Source organism: Pseudoalteromonas sp. NBT06-2 (genome assembly GCF_002276045.1).
Lineage (GTDB): Bacteria > Pseudomonadota > Gammaproteobacteria > Enterobacterales > Alteromonadaceae > Pseudoalteromonas.
Genome location: NZ_NQMR01000034.1, coordinates 12,301 through 30,824 on the forward strand (window position 1 = coordinate 12,301; position 18,524 = coordinate 30,824).

Annotated in this window: 16 protein-coding genes; 11 read left to right on the forward strand and 5 right to left on the reverse strand. The window is 32.6% G+C overall.

The features are described 5' to 3' along the window. Positions 1–6 precede the first annotated feature (6 nt). The 7 genes from CJF42_RS08995 (at position 7) to CJF42_RS29275 (ending at position 5,661) form a co-directional block, all read left to right on the forward strand. Positions 7–408, forward strand: coding sequence for an ATP-binding protein (locus CJF42_RS08995; RefSeq protein ID WP_212668794.1), 402 nt, complete (start codon positions 7–9; stop codon positions 406–408). A 4-nt stretch (positions 409–412) separates the two neighbouring features. Continuing rightward, a complete protein-coding gene (locus CJF42_RS09000) occupies positions 413–847 on the forward strand; it encodes an ATP-binding protein (RefSeq protein WP_095366364.1) in 435 nt (144 codons plus the stop codon). Continuing rightward, entirely contained in the window at positions 847–1,416 is a 570-nt protein-coding gene (locus CJF42_RS09005) for a SpoIIE family protein phosphatase (protein WP_095366365.1), read from the forward strand. Before CJF42_RS09000 ends, CJF42_RS09005 begins: the two co-directional genes overlap by 1 nt. Beyond that, the gene (locus CJF42_RS09010; RefSeq protein ID WP_095366366.1) at positions 1,406–3,616 is read left to right on the forward strand and encodes an ATP-binding protein; all 2,211 of its coding nucleotides are present in this window, start codon (positions 1,406–1,408) and stop codon (positions 3,614–3,616) included. The genes CJF42_RS09005 and CJF42_RS09010 overlap by 11 nt, the downstream gene beginning before the upstream one ends. 736 nt (positions 3,617–4,352) lie before the next feature. Further along, positions 4,353–4,736 carry a hypothetical protein gene (locus CJF42_RS09015; protein WP_095366367.1) on the forward strand — a complete coding sequence of 128 codons (384 nt, stop codon included), beginning with the start codon at positions 4,353–4,355 and terminating at the stop codon, positions 4,734–4,736. A 79-nt stretch (positions 4,737–4,815) separates the two neighbouring features. After that, the gene (bamJ, locus tag CJF42_RS09020) at positions 4,816–5,433 is read left to right on the forward strand and encodes a BamJ family beta-barrel-assembly machinery protein (protein ID WP_095366368.1); all 618 of its coding nucleotides are present in this window, start codon (positions 4,816–4,818) and stop codon (positions 5,431–5,433) included. Between the two features lie 129 nt (positions 5,434–5,562). Further along, the gene (locus tag CJF42_RS29275) at positions 5,563–5,661 is read left to right on the forward strand and encodes a group II intron maturase-specific domain-containing protein (protein WP_212668795.1); all 99 of its coding nucleotides are present in this window, start codon (positions 5,563–5,565) and stop codon (positions 5,659–5,661) included. 43 nt (positions 5,662–5,704) lie between these two features. On the opposite strand, the gene CJF42_RS09030 is transcribed toward CJF42_RS29275, so the two are convergent. Further along, complete coding sequence (locus CJF42_RS09030) at positions 5,705–7,732, reverse strand: HD domain-containing phosphohydrolase (protein WP_170940542.1); 2,028 nt, start codon at positions 7,730–7,732, stop codon at positions 5,705–5,707. Between the two features lie 373 nt (positions 7,733–8,105). Here CJF42_RS09030 and CJF42_RS09035 point away from each other — a divergent pair, with 373 nt between their 5' ends. Then, complete coding sequence (locus tag CJF42_RS09035; protein WP_170940543.1) at positions 8,106–9,728, forward strand: peptide MFS transporter; 1,623 nt, start codon at positions 8,106–8,108, stop codon at positions 9,726–9,728. A gap of 200 nt (positions 9,729–9,928) precedes the next feature. Here CJF42_RS09035 and CJF42_RS09040 read toward each other — a convergent pair whose 3' ends face one another. From CJF42_RS09040 to CJF42_RS09050, 3 genes are read right to left on the reverse strand one after another with little or no spacing between them, the layout of a single operon-like run. Next, positions 9,929–10,999, reverse strand: coding sequence for a M48 family metalloprotease (locus tag CJF42_RS09040; RefSeq protein WP_095366371.1), 1,071 nt, complete (start codon positions 10,997–10,999; stop codon positions 9,929–9,931). Then, positions 10,977–11,804 (reverse strand): M48 family metalloprotease, encoded by an 828-nt coding sequence (locus CJF42_RS09045; RefSeq protein ID WP_095366372.1) that lies wholly within the window; start codon positions 11,802–11,804, stop codon positions 10,977–10,979. Before CJF42_RS09045 ends, CJF42_RS09040 begins: the two co-directional genes overlap by 23 nt. Before the next feature lie 19 nt (positions 11,805–11,823). Then, a complete protein-coding gene (locus CJF42_RS09050; RefSeq protein ID WP_095366373.1) occupies positions 11,824–12,357 on the reverse strand; it encodes a LemA family protein in 534 nt (177 codons plus the stop codon). Between the two features lie 144 nt (positions 12,358–12,501). On the opposite strand from CJF42_RS09050, the gene CJF42_RS27370 reads away from it, so the two are divergent. Next, positions 12,502–12,639: a hypothetical protein gene (locus tag CJF42_RS27370; protein ID WP_170940544.1), complete on the forward strand. Its 138-nt coding sequence runs from the start codon at positions 12,502–12,504 to the stop codon at positions 12,637–12,639. Positions 12,640–12,895: 256 nt separating this feature from the next. On the opposite strand, the gene CJF42_RS09055 is transcribed toward CJF42_RS27370, so the two are convergent. Continuing rightward, positions 12,896–13,615: an SIR2 family NAD-dependent protein deacylase gene (locus CJF42_RS09055; protein WP_095366374.1), complete on the reverse strand. Its 720-nt coding sequence runs from the start codon at positions 13,613–13,615 to the stop codon at positions 12,896–12,898. 1,123 nt (positions 13,616–14,738) lie between these two features. Here CJF42_RS09055 and CJF42_RS09060 point away from each other — a divergent pair. Continuing rightward, positions 14,739–14,939: a hypothetical protein gene (locus CJF42_RS09060; protein ID WP_095366375.1), complete on the forward strand. Its 201-nt coding sequence runs from the start codon at positions 14,739–14,741 to the stop codon at positions 14,937–14,939. A gap of 210 nt (positions 14,940–15,149) precedes the next feature. Then, positions 15,150–18,521 (forward strand): exodeoxyribonuclease V subunit gamma, encoded by a 3,372-nt coding sequence (recC, locus tag CJF42_RS09065; protein ID WP_095366376.1) that lies wholly within the window; start codon positions 15,150–15,152, stop codon positions 18,519–18,521. Positions 18,522–18,524 lie beyond the last annotated feature (3 nt).

Genomic DNA, 18,524 nt, shown 5'->3' on the forward strand with positions numbered 1-18,524 from the left:
CTTGATGTGTTTGATGAAACAATACCAATTAAAGCAACAAAAGATATTGTGATAGTCCGTCAGAAGGGACGAGAACTGGCAATTCTATATTCATTTTCAAAAGCAGAGCAAACTCGTTTTGCGACTGCATTGTCTGAATTAACTCGAAATGTTTTAACTTATGCAGAATCGGGTACTTGTTCATTTTTAGTCAAAAGTGCAAATAGAAAAAGTATTATTATCGCTCGAATTGTTGATCATGGCCCAGGCATATCTGATATCAAATTAGCACTTCAAGATGGTTATTCCGGCGGTTCTGGTTTGGGTTTAGGATTACCAGGTGCAAAAAGATTAGTGCATTCATTTGATATAGAGTCATCACCAGGCTATACCCAAATTGATATTTCTATTTCTCGAACAATAAGATAGTCACATGTCATTTACATTGAGTCAAAAAGAATACAGCAGTAATGTCAAGTTTCTGTTAAAAATTAACCAAGAATGGCATATTGCTAGAGCTAGGTACCAAGTAAAAGACCTTGCATTAAAACATGGTTTTGGTCAGATTAATTTAGCTCATCTTATTACTTCATTATCAGAGCTTAGTTATAACTTAGTTTTTCATACTAATAATGGTGGCACGATCACAGTATCTCTTCTGTTTTGCCAAGACGCAATAGGAATTCAATTATTATGTATCGATGATGGTCCAGGCATTACCTCTATTAAAGATGCATTAACTGATGGTTTCTCTACCAATGGTGGACTTGGTGGTGGTTTGCCTGGTACTGAACGCTTAATGGATGAATTTAATATTGAATCGAGTTCGAAAGGCACGCAGATATCATGTATTAAGTGGAATGTTTAATGGAGGTTTTTCTTAAACATAAAAAGAAAGAGATTTATTGTGGAGATAAATATTTATTTATCACTTTAGGATCAGATCAATTGTACGTGGTTATTGATGGTATTGGACACGGTGAAGATGCAAGTAAAGTTGCTAATTTAACTTATCAAACCATTAAGCAGTATTCAGATCAACCTTTAAAAAGTATTATTCAAACGTGTGAGAAGGCAATAGAAAAAACTCGTGGTGTAGCCATTAGTTTTGTATTAATAAAAAAAACAGAACAAAAGATCTTTTATTTTAGTGTTGGCAACATAGAATCACTTATTATCACACCAACATCTATTCATCAATTGAAAACTATTCCAGGTATTTTTGGCGCTCAACTATATCCAATTGAACTTCAAGTATTATCATTACCAAAAGATGCAAAATTATTAATGTACACGGATGGCCTCAAGAAAATTAATGTCAACATTCGTCAACAGCTATACAATATGAACCCCAGACATATTATCCAAGTGCTTTCAAAGCTATGGTGTGGAAATGATGATGTTTGCATAATTTGTGGAGAATTGAATGATGAATAATATTGAAGAACATGTGAAAACATATGAAAATTATGTTCTTAATTATGCTAAACATCCATCTGAAGATCTTTTGTATCAGTGTTCTGAGTTAGGTAAGTTATTGGCATTTAATGAGTTTTCTTTGGAGGAAGTCGTATCGTTGCATCAAGCATGCCTTCGAAAATTTACTCACTTATTGACAGCGCAACAGGTAATAAACTCATTTGACTTGTTAACAGAAGTAACTGTACAACAAAGTTTATGGTTAAAGCGTGAAATTGAATTAAAAGCAAATGCTCAATGTCAAATATCTAAACAGCTATTGATTGAAAAATCTCTCATTTCATCATTTCCGGATGTTCTAATAAAGCTCTCTACAGAACTTAATCTTGTTGAAAAAAATGAACATTTTTCACGAATTTTTGGCAATAAAATAATAAAAAATAAAACTGACTTTTTCAGCTTGTTTGAACAGGCAAGTGATATTTCAGACTTACTGATACATATCGAAAACTCAGAACTACGAAGTAGCCTCAAGATGAATCTTATTTCAATGAATAATGAGATATTGCCTTGCAAAGTAACGATTATTTTACTCAAAGATATCAATCATATAAATGATGGTTTTTTATGTATTATTAGAGATTTGCGAGATTTATTAGAGGCATCAGCTCAATTAGAATCCGCCCATCAGATGATACACGATGTTATCGAAGCTATGCCTGTGCGTATTTATTGGAAAGATATTAAGCAGCGGTACTTAGGTTGTAATAGTGCATATTTAGAAGACCTAGGTTTAGAACAATCACACTGTATTTTACATAAAACGAGTGAACAAATATCAGCAAGTTTCTTTAATAACAATCTAGAGCAGCAAGTACTTAAACAAAACATCCCTTTTCATGACGCGGAACGTCAAATTACCTTAATTAATAAAGAACAAATTTTCATTAAAGAAATAATACATCCACTTAAAGATCTTAAAGGAGATATTTATGGCATTATTTGTTTCTACGAAAATATCAATGAATTAAAAGAGAAAGATAAAGAAAATCAGCGATTATCTAATAACCTTAATCAGAGCCAAAGACTTGAATCTATCGGAAGGTTAGCGGGCGGTATTGCTCATGACTTTAATAATATGCTTTCAGTTATTCTTGGTTATACTCAATTAATGGAAAGAGATCGTAATATTTTTGCCCAAGAAGACAAATGTATAGATTACTTAGGGCGAATTTCAGCAGCAGCCGATAAAGCTAAATTACTTACGGAAAAGTTATTAACATTTAGTCGAAAACAAATATTACAACCTTACTCAATTGAATTATATGCTCACATAAAAAAAACAATAACAACATACTCTTCCATTATTGAAGAAGATATTTTTATCTCACTTGAAGGAGAAGATAAGTATTATGTCCTTGCTGATGCTAATCAATTAGATCAAGTAATCCTCAATTTATTAGTTAATGCTAGAGATGCTATGATTGAAAAAAAATCAACAGAGCAGAAACAAATAAACTTGAGCTTGAATACGAGTGATGATAATAAATATGTTATTTTTACAATGAAAGATACTGGGGTGGGTATTCCTGAAGACATCAAGAACCAAATTTTTGAACCTTTTTTTACGACTAAAAGAGATATAGGAACAGGCTTAGGTTTGGCGACAGTGTTTGGCATTGTGACTCAAAACAAAGGTGAAATAATTGTTAATAGTGAGCTAGGTATTGGTACAGAATTCAATATATATTGGCCTTTAAATCCTAACGTGAACACAATTACGACAGATGCAAAACAAATATATAAAGATAACGAATTCAATAAAGAGCATGCCACATTGCTTATTTGCATAGTTGAAGATGAGGAACCTGTAAGAAAGTTAATGGAGTCAGTAATTCACTGCGCTGGTTATACTGTAATGTCTTTTGAAAGTGGCGAACTACTTTTTGATTATTTAAATGATAGTCAATCAGCCCCTGCACTATTAATTTCTGACGTTATTCTACCAAGAGGAGAAAATGGTAAGGATATAGCAGAGCTATTTTTGCGTATTTATCCTGAAAGTAAAGTGATGTTTGTTTCAGGATATAGTAATGATATTTTGTCAAAAAGGGGGATAATTCTTGAAGGCGTTACCTATTTGAAAAAACCTTTTGATATTGATAACTTACTCAATATGGTTAAGCAGTTATTATCGACTAATAATGCAATCGCATAACTCCTGACAATTGTATTTGCTCTTGTCGTTCTTTTTAGCTCTCTTGATTTAGATAATTTACCAGAACTTTTATTTTTACCTCTTATTCTTTTTTTAAAAGAGCAGTAGAATTTAAATGTTTATATATTTTTTATCTAACCACTGATGAGTGGAAAACCTTTAATGCCAATGTTTTTCCAAGCAGTTTTAATTAAATATCATGTATCAAATATACATAATTACTAGCTTTTATTAATAATTTCAAATTTTAATAATTTAAGTTTATTTAATGGCATATTATTATACCTTTTAGATTGTCTCGAAGAGCACCAATCTTTAACTGCATCTATCGATGATTAAGTATAATTAGCCACTGTTAATTGTGTTAAGGGGACGTGTGCCATGAGATCTTTTAGCTCGTCATTTGTATTCATTTCGAATTCCTTTTAGCTATATTTTTAGTATATAAAACAACACTTCTATTATACTGTTTTTTTATACAGCATCCAGTGTGATCTATAAAAATTTTATGAGTATCTACAAATATCATTTAAATATTTATTATTGATGACAATTAAATTTAGACAGCAAATATAAATTTATTTTGATATTTTAATTAAAGCTATTTATTTGATCATTAACTTAGGTTAACAAACAACATAATCGATTGAAAAATAAAAATTACACAAAGTATTTGAGCGCTTGTAAACTCTAGCGTAAAATCCTTATTTTTATATTCTAGGATCAACAGAATTAAATGCAAAATAAAATGAGTGTTAAATTATTGCTTTGGAGTGCTTTCAGTGTTTTCTATTATCTAGGTTTTACTAATGTATTTAAAATGATAGATGATTCAATTGTACAAAACCCTAGTGCTCAATTTTATAGTCTGATTTATATTGCATTGATAGCACATTTAATAAATAAATATGAAAAGCAATTTCCAAGAGTGTGTAGTTGGTTTGTATCTTTATGTGGTTTAGGTGTGATTAGTACCATCGTATTGGTTAAACAAAATAAGCCATTAGAGAGTGTATATTCATTATTTTATTTATCTCTATATGTTGCATTACCAATTTGTTATGAGTTAATTCGTTTGATTGCGAGTAAAATGAAGATTAATTCTGAACAAAAGAAATAAAAAATGATAAAATCCTGAAATAATGTAACGTGATTACATTATTTTTTTATAAATACTCTTAAAGGTTATTTGAAAAGTTATGTCTGAAAAATTTAAAGTAAATGCTGATAAAGCAAGCTACGGTATTGGTTTACAAATGGGTGAGCAACTAAAAGGCAATCCATTCGAAGGTTTAAACCTTAATCTTGTTTTTGAAGGCATGAAAGATGCTTTCACTGGCGGTGAATTCCAAGTTGAAATCCCTGAAATTCAAGCTGCATTCGAAGAAATTAATGCTGAAATTCAAACTCGTCGTGATAGCGAAGCTAAAGAGTTAACTGCTGAAGGTACTGCATATTTAGAAGATAATGCTAAGCGTGCAGAAATTACAGTGACTGAGTCAGGTCTACAGTACGAAGTTTTAACAGTTGGTGAAGGTGAGATCCCAACAGCGGAATCTACAGTACGTACTCATTATCACGGTTCTTTAATCAATGGTACTGTATTCGATAGCTCTGTTGAACGTGGTGAACCAGCTGAATTCCCAGTAAACGGTGTTATTAAAGGTTGGACTGAGGCACTGCAAATCATGCCTGTTGGTTCAAAGTGGCGTTTACACATTCCACAAGATTTAGCATACGGGGAACGTGGTGCTGGCGCTTCAATTGCACCATATTCAACGCTTGTTTTCGATATTGAATTAATCGAAATAGTATAATTATACAAACTGTAACTGTATATATTAAAACCCCGCTCTAAGCGGGGTTTTTTGTTTGCCCAGCGAAGTTGAAAATCTTTCTACTTGAAAAGAGGATGAAACCCTTAGTAATGGTGGAGAAAGAATTTGGTGGTGCTGTTAAAAGAACTCAATCCAGTGCTCAGGAAATTTGTCAATTACTTTAAAGTAGCTAACATAAGCAGCATATTAAATAGATTGGCAACTTAGATAACCCCTACTTGATTTTTCGATGACAATACATTACGAATTATCAATGTATTAATTTTTCGGTTAAATGAATTAACTCATTATCTGTTTTATTGTCATATAAAATATGTTCAAATATTTGCATTAACTCTGGGTCAAACTTACCATTTTCAGTTTGTTTTTGTAATTCAGAAAATGCCGCATGGTTTTCCCACTTTTCACGATATGGTCGCCATGAAGTTAATGACGTATATGCTTCTGCAATTGCGATTATTCTAGCGCCAAGTGGAATATCAACGCCAGATAAATTATTTGGATAACCACTACCATCAAAGTATTCATGGTGACATGCAATTAAGTTTAGCATTGTATGATTTTGAAACCCCATACTTTTCAATTTTCTTAAACCTTCTATAGGGTGCTTAATTACTTCTGAAAACTCAACTTTATTGAGGCTTCCTCTACGGTTTAATAGGTGGTGGGGAATAATAGATTTACCTATATCTGCTAAATAACCGGCTTCTAAAATATCTTTTTTTTCTTTATCAGGTAGTTTTAATTTATCAGAAATAATATAAGCTAAAAAGCCTATAATTCTGGAGTAACCAATAGAGCCATCTAAGCATTCAACGGGTAATAAAATATCTTCAGGATAATTAACAAGGCGTTCAACCTCAGAAACATACAAATTTAATATGCTTTTTGGAATAATTTCAGTATTGTATAATGGATTTTTTATTGCGATGACCCTGTATAAATGGCTTGTTTTTTTTCTACCTTTTATAGGCACATCTTTTTCAGTGTCTGACTCCATAGATAGTTCTGCAAATTTAATTTTTGTTTCTGAATTATTTGGCTCTAAATCCATTGCATGTTTATAAAATGTTTTAGCTTTGTCTAAATTTCCAGCTTGTTCATAAAGTATGGCTAAAATACAAGCTTGAGATGCTATCTCGTTTTGATGCCAAATAACTAGCTCTTTATTTATTTTTTCAGCTAAATCTGTCGACATTTCATTGTTCGTACCTGAAATATAAATTGATTCAATTTCGAAATATCGTTTTACTTCTTCGTAGGTATCTACATCTATCGTTACCTCACCTGGCTTACATAAACTTTCTATTCTGGAAGCTAAATTTACCACATCGCCTAACGCGGTATATGATTGACGTTTATGACCTATTAAACCAATGATGGGTTCACCGGTTGCTACACCTATTCTCATTTGCCAAGGAAAATCATCATGCTGTAACTGTTCTTGCATTTTTAATGCTGATATGACTGACATTAAAGCATGTTGTTCATAATCAATAGGTGCACCAAACTCTGCCATAATACCATCACCTACATATTTATCGATGTGAGCGTTATACAGCAGTAATACAGACTCCATTGAGGCGAGGTATTTATTTAAGTCGGTTATTACAACTTCTGCACGTCGTTGTTCTGAATAAAGTGTAAAACTGACTAAATCACAAAATAAAATACTGATCCGGCGTTTTTCAGTTCGAAGGCGTTTCTCTATCATTAACTTTACAACGGCTGCATCCATAGTAGAGTAAAGTGCATCTTCAATTTTATGTTTATGACTTTCAATTTCTTGTTTTGATTTCTCTAGTGTAGAGGTTCGTTCTGCCACTTTTAAATCAAATTTTTCGGTAAACTCTATTAATTCAGTGGTTGTTTTGTTTAGTAGCTCTGTATTGTCATCAAGCTCAGCACTCATTTTACTTGCTTGGAGAAGTTTCTCCCTTAATTGCTGATTTAAATAACCAACAACTGATCCACTTAAAATGAGAAATCCACCCCATACAGAAATACTTGAAAATAATGAAAACATATCATTTTTAACAATAAATTTTTCAGGAAAATAAAATGCATATATTGAAACAATTATGATAGAAAAGAATGCACCAAGAATTGCCTGTTTAGTACCTAAATACGATGCTCCCATAAGTACTGGAATAAAGAAAAAACTTAAAAAAGCAAGTTTGTGAGGAATAAAATAAACGATAGAAGATACACTCACTAAAATTATGAGAATAAAAAACTGCTCAAAGTTTTTTAATAAGTAATTTTTTAAAACCAGCATGTATAGTTCCATGTTCACTTCTAATCATTACAAAATATAGCAACAAATTTATGGATAGATAGCTTTAATGACTATAGAAATATATAAGTAACTTACTTTTTAATTTGATTGACAGGTGGGTTTATTTTTGGCATAGGATACAGTGTAGTGAATTTATTTAAATTTCAAGAAATTGAAATATTGAAGAGCACATATCGTTAGTAGGTAGTAGGCGTGCATAAAGATTATGAAGTAACAGGTATTATTTTATTAACAATAACTATAGTGCTTTGTGGCTCTAAATTGATTGATATACTCCCGCTCTGGCTTAATTGAGTCTCTTATAACTATAATGGATTTATATTTGTTTAAATTATGAGTATTTGGTGCATCTATGGAAGAAACAATCATTACGGCAAATAAGCCTCAAGATGAACTATTTGGTCACCCAAAGGGATTATATGTTTGTTTTGCCACTGAGTTGTGGGAGCGATTTTCATTTTATGGTATGAAGTATTTATTGTTATTGTATGTCACTAAATATCATTTATTTACAGATGGTGAGGGACTTGAAGTGCTAGGCGCTTATGCCGGGTTAGTTTATGCGTTACCAGTTATCGGTGGCATGTTAGCTGATAGATACTTAGGCATGCGTAAGGCGGTATTATTTGGCGGTATATTATTATGTATTGGTCACTTATTGATGGCGGTAGAGGGCCATCAAGCTGTGCAATATGCAGCAGGAACAATTCTTGAATCAGATATTACTTTAAACGATGGCTCTGTCCTTTTATCTGGCACTCTTATTACTCAAACTATCAAAATTCAAGACTTAGCCGCGCTTAATGTTTTTTATCTCGCATTAGCATTTATTGTTGTAGGTGTTGGATTTTTAAAACCTAATATTTCAACCATTGTAGGGCAGTTATATGAGCAAGATGACCCCCGTAGAGAGTCTGGTTTTACAATCTTTTATATGGGTATAAATTTAGGGTCATTCGCCGCAACCATTATATGTGTTTATTTAGGGGAATCTTATGGTTGGGGTTATGGCTTTGGTGCAGCAGGTATTGGCATGTTAATTGGATTAGTCACTTTTATAAGAGGTACTAAACATTTAAAAGGGCTTGCTGAACCTGAGTTTCCTGATGTTTTATATGAAAAATTATTTGGCTTTATTAATCGTGAGCATTTGATTTATCTTTTATCAATTTTAAGCCTGTCAGTTTTTTGGTTGATCATACAGCATGAACCTATGGTTTTTGCAGCACAACAATTACTCTTACTGGTGTCTGGTGTGGGGTTAATTGCTTATGCTGTTCTCAAAGGTACAAAAGAAGAAATGCAACAAATGATAGTTCTTATGGTGCTAATTACATCAACAATTGTATTTTGGGCTTTATTTGAGCAAGCTGCTGGGTCGATGACTCTATTTGCCGACCGTGTAGTTGATCGTAATTTAGGAGGAATTGAGATTGCAGCTGGTCAGTTTGGTTCTCTGAATGCGGGATTTATCATTTTATTGGCTCTGCCATTTGCTGCTTTGTGGGTAAAGCTCGATAAATATAATTTAAATCCTAATATCCCGGTTAAATTTGCATTAGGAATAATTCAAGCAGGTTTAGGTTTTGGTGTTTTAGTATTGGGTGCACAATTTCCTAATGCTGCAGGGCAAATAAGCTTGTGGTGGTTAGTTTTGGCTTATCTTATTCATACAACAGGTGAGTTGTGTTTATCACCTGTTGGTTTATCAGCAGTCACTAAGTTGGCAATACACAGAGTTGTAGGTTTATCCATGGGAGTATGGTTTTTGGCAACAGCGCTGTCAGAAGTTGTAGCTATGCGCTTAGGTAAACTGGCGGCAATTGAAACTAATGGTGGAGAGGTTAATATTACTGAAGCTGCAGCAACCTATACCCAACTTTTTGAATTCTTAATGTGGGTAGGTATTGGGAGCGGTGTTTTATTATTATTGTTATCACCATTATTAAAGCGCGCTATGCACGGTGTACGTTAATCGGTTTACGTTTTAACCTTAAGCAAGTATATCTATTTACGGTGTATTTGCTTTTTAAAAAAACGAGACCAAATTTTCATCGAAAAATACATGATAATTGTAAATATGCATAAACCAATTACGCCAACGATAGCTTCCATAATAGAATCCAAGTATCAGTCTAATACAGTTTTAATTATAGTAAAACGCAGTGAATAAGGTTAGGTATTTTCAATCATAAGACAGGGTAGGTCCAGTCTTATACTGAATACATATAGGAGTATTTTTTCATTTTTACTGATCTTGTTATCTTGTCTTGCGCAATATTCTAATGCTTGTAGTAGTGAATTTTTATTTTTTATAGGAAGTAAAGTTAAATAATCTAAATATGTTTTTGCATCATTTAAACTTAGTTTGTTTAATTCTAAAATTGTTTGCTGTTTCACGCCAAAAGCTGTTGCTGTGGCAGCAAATGCGATTTGAGATTGGTTTAGGTTATCGCATCCAAAATGTGCCATAACACTCACCAAATATCGCCAACTTATTAATAACTGCTTTTGTGATTTAAGAAGATTCATTTTAATAGGTTTAACTAATTGATACGTTAACAACTCATAAAATGCCCATAATGTAATTTGATTTGAACTGCCTAAACTAATAATGTGAAATAAAAGCTCAATTACTTGAGTTTTAGTATTTATATTTAAGCAGTGAAGCGCACTTACTGCAACTTCAATCAACTTGAATTTATTAGTTAAGCTGATATATACTAATAAGTTTTCACATCTATCTAATGTATAAAGGTCTATTAAGTTACATTTTGAGATTAAATTCAATTGCGCAGAGCTTTGCTTAAAATCATCACTTAAAATTAATAAACAGGCTAATACAATAGCTTGTTTTGGATCATGTGCTATATCAATTAATTCATCGGATACATCATTAATAAGTGGCTTGATTGTTATATTTTTACTCTCAATTTTTTGTGTTTTGACTTGTTCGTATTGTGTTTGTGTTGCTGATAACATCATAGTTTGATAATTACACAGACTATTTCTCTCGATTATTAGGTTTTTATTATTAAAGCTAGGATCTAATTTTTTTATTCTTTTTAATAAAGGTGGGTGAGTAGAAAACCAACTAAACCAAGTTGATGTTGTTTCAGTAAAAAATAAATGGCTATATTGATGTTGATAATGGCGTTTTATTTGATTAGATTTTAGACCTGCAACAACTTGTAAAGCATTTGCTAAAGCATGTGGATTACGATTAAATTGTGTGGCGGTTTGCATCTGCTAAGTATTCTCTTTGGCGGCAAATAGCTGCTTTTATCATACCTGCTAAAATAGTGCCAATTAAACCATAGATGATAAATATTAACCCGATTAATGCTGTGAATCCAAATGGGTTATTTTTATTATTTAACCATTTAGAATTGTGTAAAGCATGATTAATTAACCCTTCACCAATTAAGCCGATAAAACTAATACCAAATATGCATGCTGTTAAGCGATTGTTTAAGCGTATATCTCCATTAACAATATGGCTGAATTCATGAGAGATAACAGCTTGTAATTCATCTCGGGTTAATTTTTCTAATGCACCTCTGGTAATGCCAGTTACCGCATCTTTACTACTATTGCCAGCAGAAAAAGCATTTACATTACTATGATGTTTAAGTAAATAAACTTGAGGTACTGTTGTATGTGCAGCTATAGCGATTTCTTCAACAATATTGATTAATTGCTTTTCTAAAGGGTGATAGGTGTTAGGCTGTATGAGTTGCGCACCTAGTTGTATGGCTATTATATTACCCCCTTGTTTTAATTGATTATATTTATAGCCAATAGCGGAAAAAATAATAAGGGACACTATAAGAGATATGGTCCAATCAAATTGGTTATTATATTGCTGTCGAAATATATCCCACCCTTGATTTAGAATGAGATCTAATTGTTGCAGTATTTGTTTATCGCTTATACTGCCTATTAGCCATTGTGTTAGCCAAATAATGAAGATTGATGCAGATATAAATAATAACGTTAGCCAAAGACTATTACGTTTATTGGTTTGTTGTTGCTCAAAGAAATTTTTCACAGTGCGATATTAGTCCACTTTACGAATGGAATGATACAGAAGGTGATTTACTGCGTAATTTTGGATTTTCTAACACTAACAAGGGCGCGTTTTCTGAATGGCCAAATGAACTGGCAAGTAAATTTTGAGGAAAACTTTGCTTATATGTATTAAAGGCCATGACCTCATCGTTATATGCTTGACGAGCGTATGAAATTCTATTTTCTGTACTTGTTAATTCTTCATTTAATTGTGCTATGCTCTCATTCGCTTTTAAATCTGGATAATCTTCAATTGTTATTTGCAGTTGCCCTAATGATTTAGTTAATAATGACTCAGCATTCCCTAACTGGCTCATCAAGTTATTGTTCAAACCATTTTTTTTTATCGACTCTAAACAAGAAATTGCTTGATTACGTGCTTTGATCACAGTTTCTAATGTTTGTTTTTCATGTGACATATATCCTTTACATGTCTCAACTAAATTAGGTATCAAATCATGTCGTCGATGAAGTTGAACGTCAATTTGTGCAAAAGCATTATCTTTTAGGTTGTTATATTTGACTATACCCAAACCACTTCAAGATGCAGGATTCAGTTGGAATTAGAAATGCTTTAGGCAAGGCATTGATTGAAGAACATGGTATTCCCTTTTCAAAATCAATAACGCTGCATAAAGCATTTATAAACCAACCTTACAGGGACTTCTGAGCAAATCATGCTCGTTGTTCCATCTTTTTTTAAGGGAGTAACCATTAATGCAAAGATGCGCCTAGATCATGAATTGCTCAGCAGTCCTGAACCTCACATCTTGAAGTGGCTTGGGTATAGGTTATTAAATATAACAACACCGTAAAAAAGAATTACGATTATAAATATTAATATAAAACTGCTCATACTTATCCTTGAGTGTTTTTTTATTAGTGTATTGTAAATATGAAATTTTATGAAATTAATTAACAAATACATCTTAATTTAATTTATATACCTACTTATTACCCGTGTTACTTGGAAATGCAAGTTTCAGAGCTTGAGTTGGATACGAGTACAAGGCATGATTTGTAATCCATGGTATTTCCTCGCTTAAGAAGCATTTCGCAACAGAATTAATATTAATTAATATTTGAAATATATTCAGTTGCAGTCATTTTATGATATGTCACATTTGAATGTAAAACGTGGCATGGATGGGGATCAACTACCTCAATTGGAATATTATATTGCCTGGCAGTTTCAATCGCCATTTGCGTGATATTTACACTAAATGAAGTGCCTATAAAGACTATTTTATTTGCATGTAGCATCTGCTGTTGCGCTTTATTTATTTGGTAAAGTTCAGTATAAAACTCATCAAATAACAAGACATAAGGCTTTAAAGAAAAATTCAGTTGTGGGCCTTGTTTACCAATTTTAAATAAATCTAATAATGAAGTTGATAATTGCGTTTCATCGACTTGCTCCCAAGGCGCTACAATTCGCTCAACGGGTTCGCCTTGTTCGTGGAATAAGGTCATTTCACTTATTCGGCCATGGATTGAGATATAGTCTTTATTACCTGCTTTACTATCAAGACCATCAATATTCTGAGTAATAAGTTGTTTATCACTTAACCAATGATGTACCTCGTTAGAGCCATGATGGCGATAAGTCACAAATCTGTGGTAATACCATTTTAAAAACTCTTTGGGGTTATGTTCATACATGGTGCGAGTTGCCATTTGTTGTGGTGTATAGTTTTTACTACCTATGGTCCAAAAACCATCCTTCCCGCGAAAAGTAGGGATGCCACTTTGTGCGCTCACACCCGCACCTGTGATATATAAAGTTGTCATATAAAAGTGTAATTAATTCGTATGTCACTAGCCTAATTAGAATCTCATATTTTAACAATTTAAATCTTAAAACATTTTACCCGACCCATGTGCCTAAAGTTGAATTAAATTGATATATTGTATACTTATGGTCCCTAAAAATACTCGAAACATGCATTTTGAAGTGACATGGATATATACGGTTGATTCTTGTTTAAAACTTCATGGAGATTGTTCACACTCCGAAAAATCACGACAAAAATACACATAAATACCCTGTACTATATTTACTTGATGATACTCATTTATTACCAGATGGTTATATAATATTTCTCAGTCAGATTATTATTTAAAGCCTGACAGTAAACACATAAATGTGAATTGTACATATGAATTTAGTATGGTTATTTAAACTATTCTGTGGTAGTTAATCAAAAATGTTAGAAATAAGTTTTGTCAAAAAAGATGTTAATATTTGAAAGTTATAAAATTTTCTAGATTTAATTAAACGTACTTGTACAGTTTTGATGAACACTGCCGGATCAAGACAAGACATGGTTTTATGTGCAATGGAACATAAACCAGATACATATCTCACTAGGCTATTTACAACAAAAAATTGTTAAGGCGATTAGCCCAAACAATGGATAAAAAAGCAGAGCTAGCGCAAAGATATTTGGCGCTTGATTATAAATCACCTGAGTTGCTATTAACTTTGTGTGATGTAAAAATTCAGTACATCATGCACCGGATAAAGGTTTAAATTATGCTAGAGCGATTTCTGATTATTCAGATCCCAAAGATATTATGGCGTTAGTAAATCATACAAAAGATGCTATGAGGGAGTTATCGAATATAGATAGAGATTTTAAAAGTACCGAAAATAATATATTGACGTCTTTGGCTTCGGCTTGCTTGTCGTATACAAATAAGGATAAATCTAATACGTAAAATAGTTAGAAGTAGCTCAGTCTTTGTGTCAAAGTTTAGGTGAAAATCTAACGGGTGAAATAGAATTAGAATTAGCAAAAACATACTCCCATCTTAATATGGCAGAAAAGTAGCGCAAGAAGCAAAATAATTAGGAGTTAATTATTACAATAATAATAACTACCAAGATGCAATTACAGATCTTTCTTCGGTTTTGAATGTTTATCCAAATAATATCAGTATTAAGCTCACACTTATTGAAGCATTAATAAAAGCCTATCAAGAAAATGAAGATCAAATAAACGACTTAACTCGTGCAAGTAAGCTGTTATTACAATTGGAAAAAGTGCCAAGAGATAATGAAAACTTCCAACAATTAGTGAGTGTAAAAAAGGAAGTAATAGTATTAGAATAAACTAAAAAATTGAATAAATAAATTTTGATTAGCGCTATATCAGGTCATATTGATATCACATGGCGTCAGGTATGTATTATATAAGGTATAGATGCTTTGATTTTACCCATACCATTTTTGAATGATAATATTTAATAAAAAACATTAGCTTTGATTTAAATATGCCTTACACTGCATACAAGGTAAAAATGCTTACGGAACATCAACTTCATGCTGCACATTATTCAATCGAATCGATTAGAAGCGCTGCAATTTCAGCTCAATTCATTGATAAAACAAAACCCTTTATCTAGTCCATTTTCTCAAGAAGCGATATTAGTACAATCTCCGGGTATGTCTCAGTGGATCAAAATAGGATTAGCGCAAGAGTTAGGTATAGTTGCACAAGTAGACTTTCCACTACCTTCTAGCTTTATATGGCGCTTATATCAAAAGTTGCTACCTGATGTGCCAGCAGAGTCTGCTTTTAATAAAAATAATATGGCATGGAAAATTTTTGATATTTTACCCGGTTTTTTAAATGAACCTTTATTTGAATCGTTAAAAAGTTATTTAGCTAATGATGCACAATTTGAAAATAATAATGAGGATGGAATTTTTTCTTATGAGCAGCAAAAGTTATATATGCTGTGTGAAAAAATAGCTGATGTGTATGACCAATATTTAATGTATCGCCCAAACTGGTTAGAAACGTGGCAAGAAGGTGAAGATAGCTTAAATGATGTAGATACCAGTCATGTTTTATGGCAACCGGAACTTTGGCGCAGACTGGTTAATCATACTATCAATATATTGCAGCAAAGTGCTTATCATCGTGGCAATATGCATGAAGCTTTATTAGCTGCACTTGGAAATACCAGTAAAGCACAATTAAAAAATTTATTACCAGAACGCTTAACCATATTTGGTATATCAGCACTGCCTAATGCGCAACTAGAAGTTTTTGTAGCACTGGCAGCTAAAATTGATGTGTTTTTATATTTTTTTAACCCAAGTGAGCATTACTGGGGAGATTTAGTTGATGAAAAAACATTAGCAAAAATCGAAGTGAAATATAGTGTAAAACCAGTATTAGAAGCACAAGGCAAGGATTATTACTTTGTAGGGAATCCATTATTGTCTTCATGGGGGAAATTAGGCCGTGATTATTTAGAGCAACTTCTGCAGTTAGACGCCAATTGGCACGACTATTTTATCGATGATTTCAATCCACGTTTATTGAGTCAGATCCAGCAAGAAATATATCAACTGGCATTTAAAGGTGAATCACTATCGAGCAATAAAAATTGGTTTATCTCCAATGAAGGCAAATTAGCGGTAGATAGCCAAGATAACAGTATCCATTTAAATGATTGCCATACACCGCTTAGAGAAGTAGAAGTATTACACGATCATTTATTAAATCTCTTTGAACAAGATAAAACGCTTTCACCAAAAGACATCATAGTGATGATGCCAGATGTTGCCAGTTACAGTCCTTATATTGAAGCAGTATTTGGCTCAGCTGTAAATGAGCGTTTTATTCCTTATGGTTTAGCAGATTTAGCTATAGAGCAAGAAAAACCGATATTAAGCAGTTTCAATCAATTAGTTAACCTGCCATTTAGCCGCTTTGGCGTATCTGATATTTTAGATTTATTACAAGTGAGTCACATCGCAGATAATTTTGATATCGAAGAAAATGAATTAGATCAAATTCGACATTGGTTAGAAAAAGTCGGTGTAAAGTGGGGGATAAACGGTGAACACAAAACAGAATTTGAGCAAGATGCAATAGCACTCAATACTTGGCTTCAAGGACTTAATAAGCTGTTGTTAGGTGTGGTGCAGCGAGATGAAAGTACGTCATTTAATAATATATATGCAGCTGATCATGTTGAAGGTATGGCTGCAAATACTTTAGGAAAATTACTGAGTTTTTTTGATAAACTCGTTAAGTTTAAAAACTTATTAATGCATGATGGCACTTTATTAAATAAAGCGCTTATTTTAGAGCAAATGATCATTACGTTTTATGATACGCAATCAGAACAAAGCTGGGACTTAATGGTTTTAGAGAATTTAATGACCAGTATTAAAACTCATTTTGATAATAAAGATTATCAGGGCATAATTTCACAAAAAGTCATGTGTTACTTAGTTAAACAAGGGCTAAAAGAAAAAGGAGTTGGGCAACGATTTTTAATTGGTAAAATTAACTTTTGTACGTTAATGCCAATGCGTTCAGTGCCGTTTAAAGTGGTATGTATGTTAGGGCTAAATGATGCAGATTATCCTAGAAGTGTACAGCCTATGGGCTTTGATTTATTACCGCAAAGTCGCCGCCAAAAAGGTGATAGATCACGTAAATTAGATGATCGATATTTATTTTTAGAAGCACTTTTAAGTGCAAGAGAGCATTTATATATTAGTTATATAGGTCGTTCATGTTTTGATAATACGCAGCGGGTGCCTTCTACTTTAGTCAGTGAGTTACTTGAATACATTAGCCGTAGCTTCTATCAATTAAAACCAGATAGTGAGCAAGAAAATAATCATTTTCCAAATAACTTGATACAACAACATCATTTACAGCCTTTTAATAAGGCGTATTATTTAACTGATAATCTCAGTAATGATCAAAGTTATAACCCAACGTGGATGATAACTGATTATCAACTTGCTAAAGATGCAAAACCTTTAGCTATTACGCCAGCTAAAGAAATTGAATTAGAGTTATTTATAAGTACTTTATGCCAACCTCAAAAACGCTTTTATCAATCAAGCCTTGCACTGAAGTTACCTCAAGGCGATGAAATAAATAAAGATGAAGAACCGTTTAGTTTAGATCATTTAGAACGTTATTTTTATTTAGATGAGTTTTTAACAAAAGCACTTAAAGGTGAAAATGTCGCTCAAAATCAAATTTTACAAAGAGGTAACTTACCTCTGGCAAATGTAGGCGAATTAACCCTAGAAAAAATTGAAGGGCGTATTGCGCAAATGCAGCTCAATATCCAAAGCCATGATTTTAAGTTAAGGGATGACCCGTTAGATATCAATGTGACTTTGACGAACTTTGCAAGTGAACACACTCAGGAAGTTCAAAGCACCATTGTAGGTTGGCTTAAAAATGTGAGCCAAGTTAATTCTGAGACACAAACGGCTAAACAGCTGTTTTACCGCCCTGCATCTGTAAAAGCCAAAGACTTAATTAAAGCATGGTTATATCATTTAACTGCTCATGCCAGTGGTCATAAATTAGATACTTTTATTTTAGGATTAGACGAGCAATATCAATTTACCCATTTAAGTAAAGAAGCGGCCAATGAACGATTACAAAGTTGGTTTATTTTATATGCTAATGCTTTAACACAACCTGTGCCCTTTTTTCCACAAAGTGCATTGGAATATGCTAAAACGCAAGATATAGGCAAGGCGAAATTAAAGTTTTCGGGTGGACAGTATATCGGGCGTGGTGAATCAGAAGACCCTTATATTAGATTAAACTTTAAATCTCTTGATGATGTGCAGCAAGAGTTTATGCAATTAAGTGACGATTTATTAATACCCCTGCTTCAGCAGTTAGAGGACATAAACTAATGG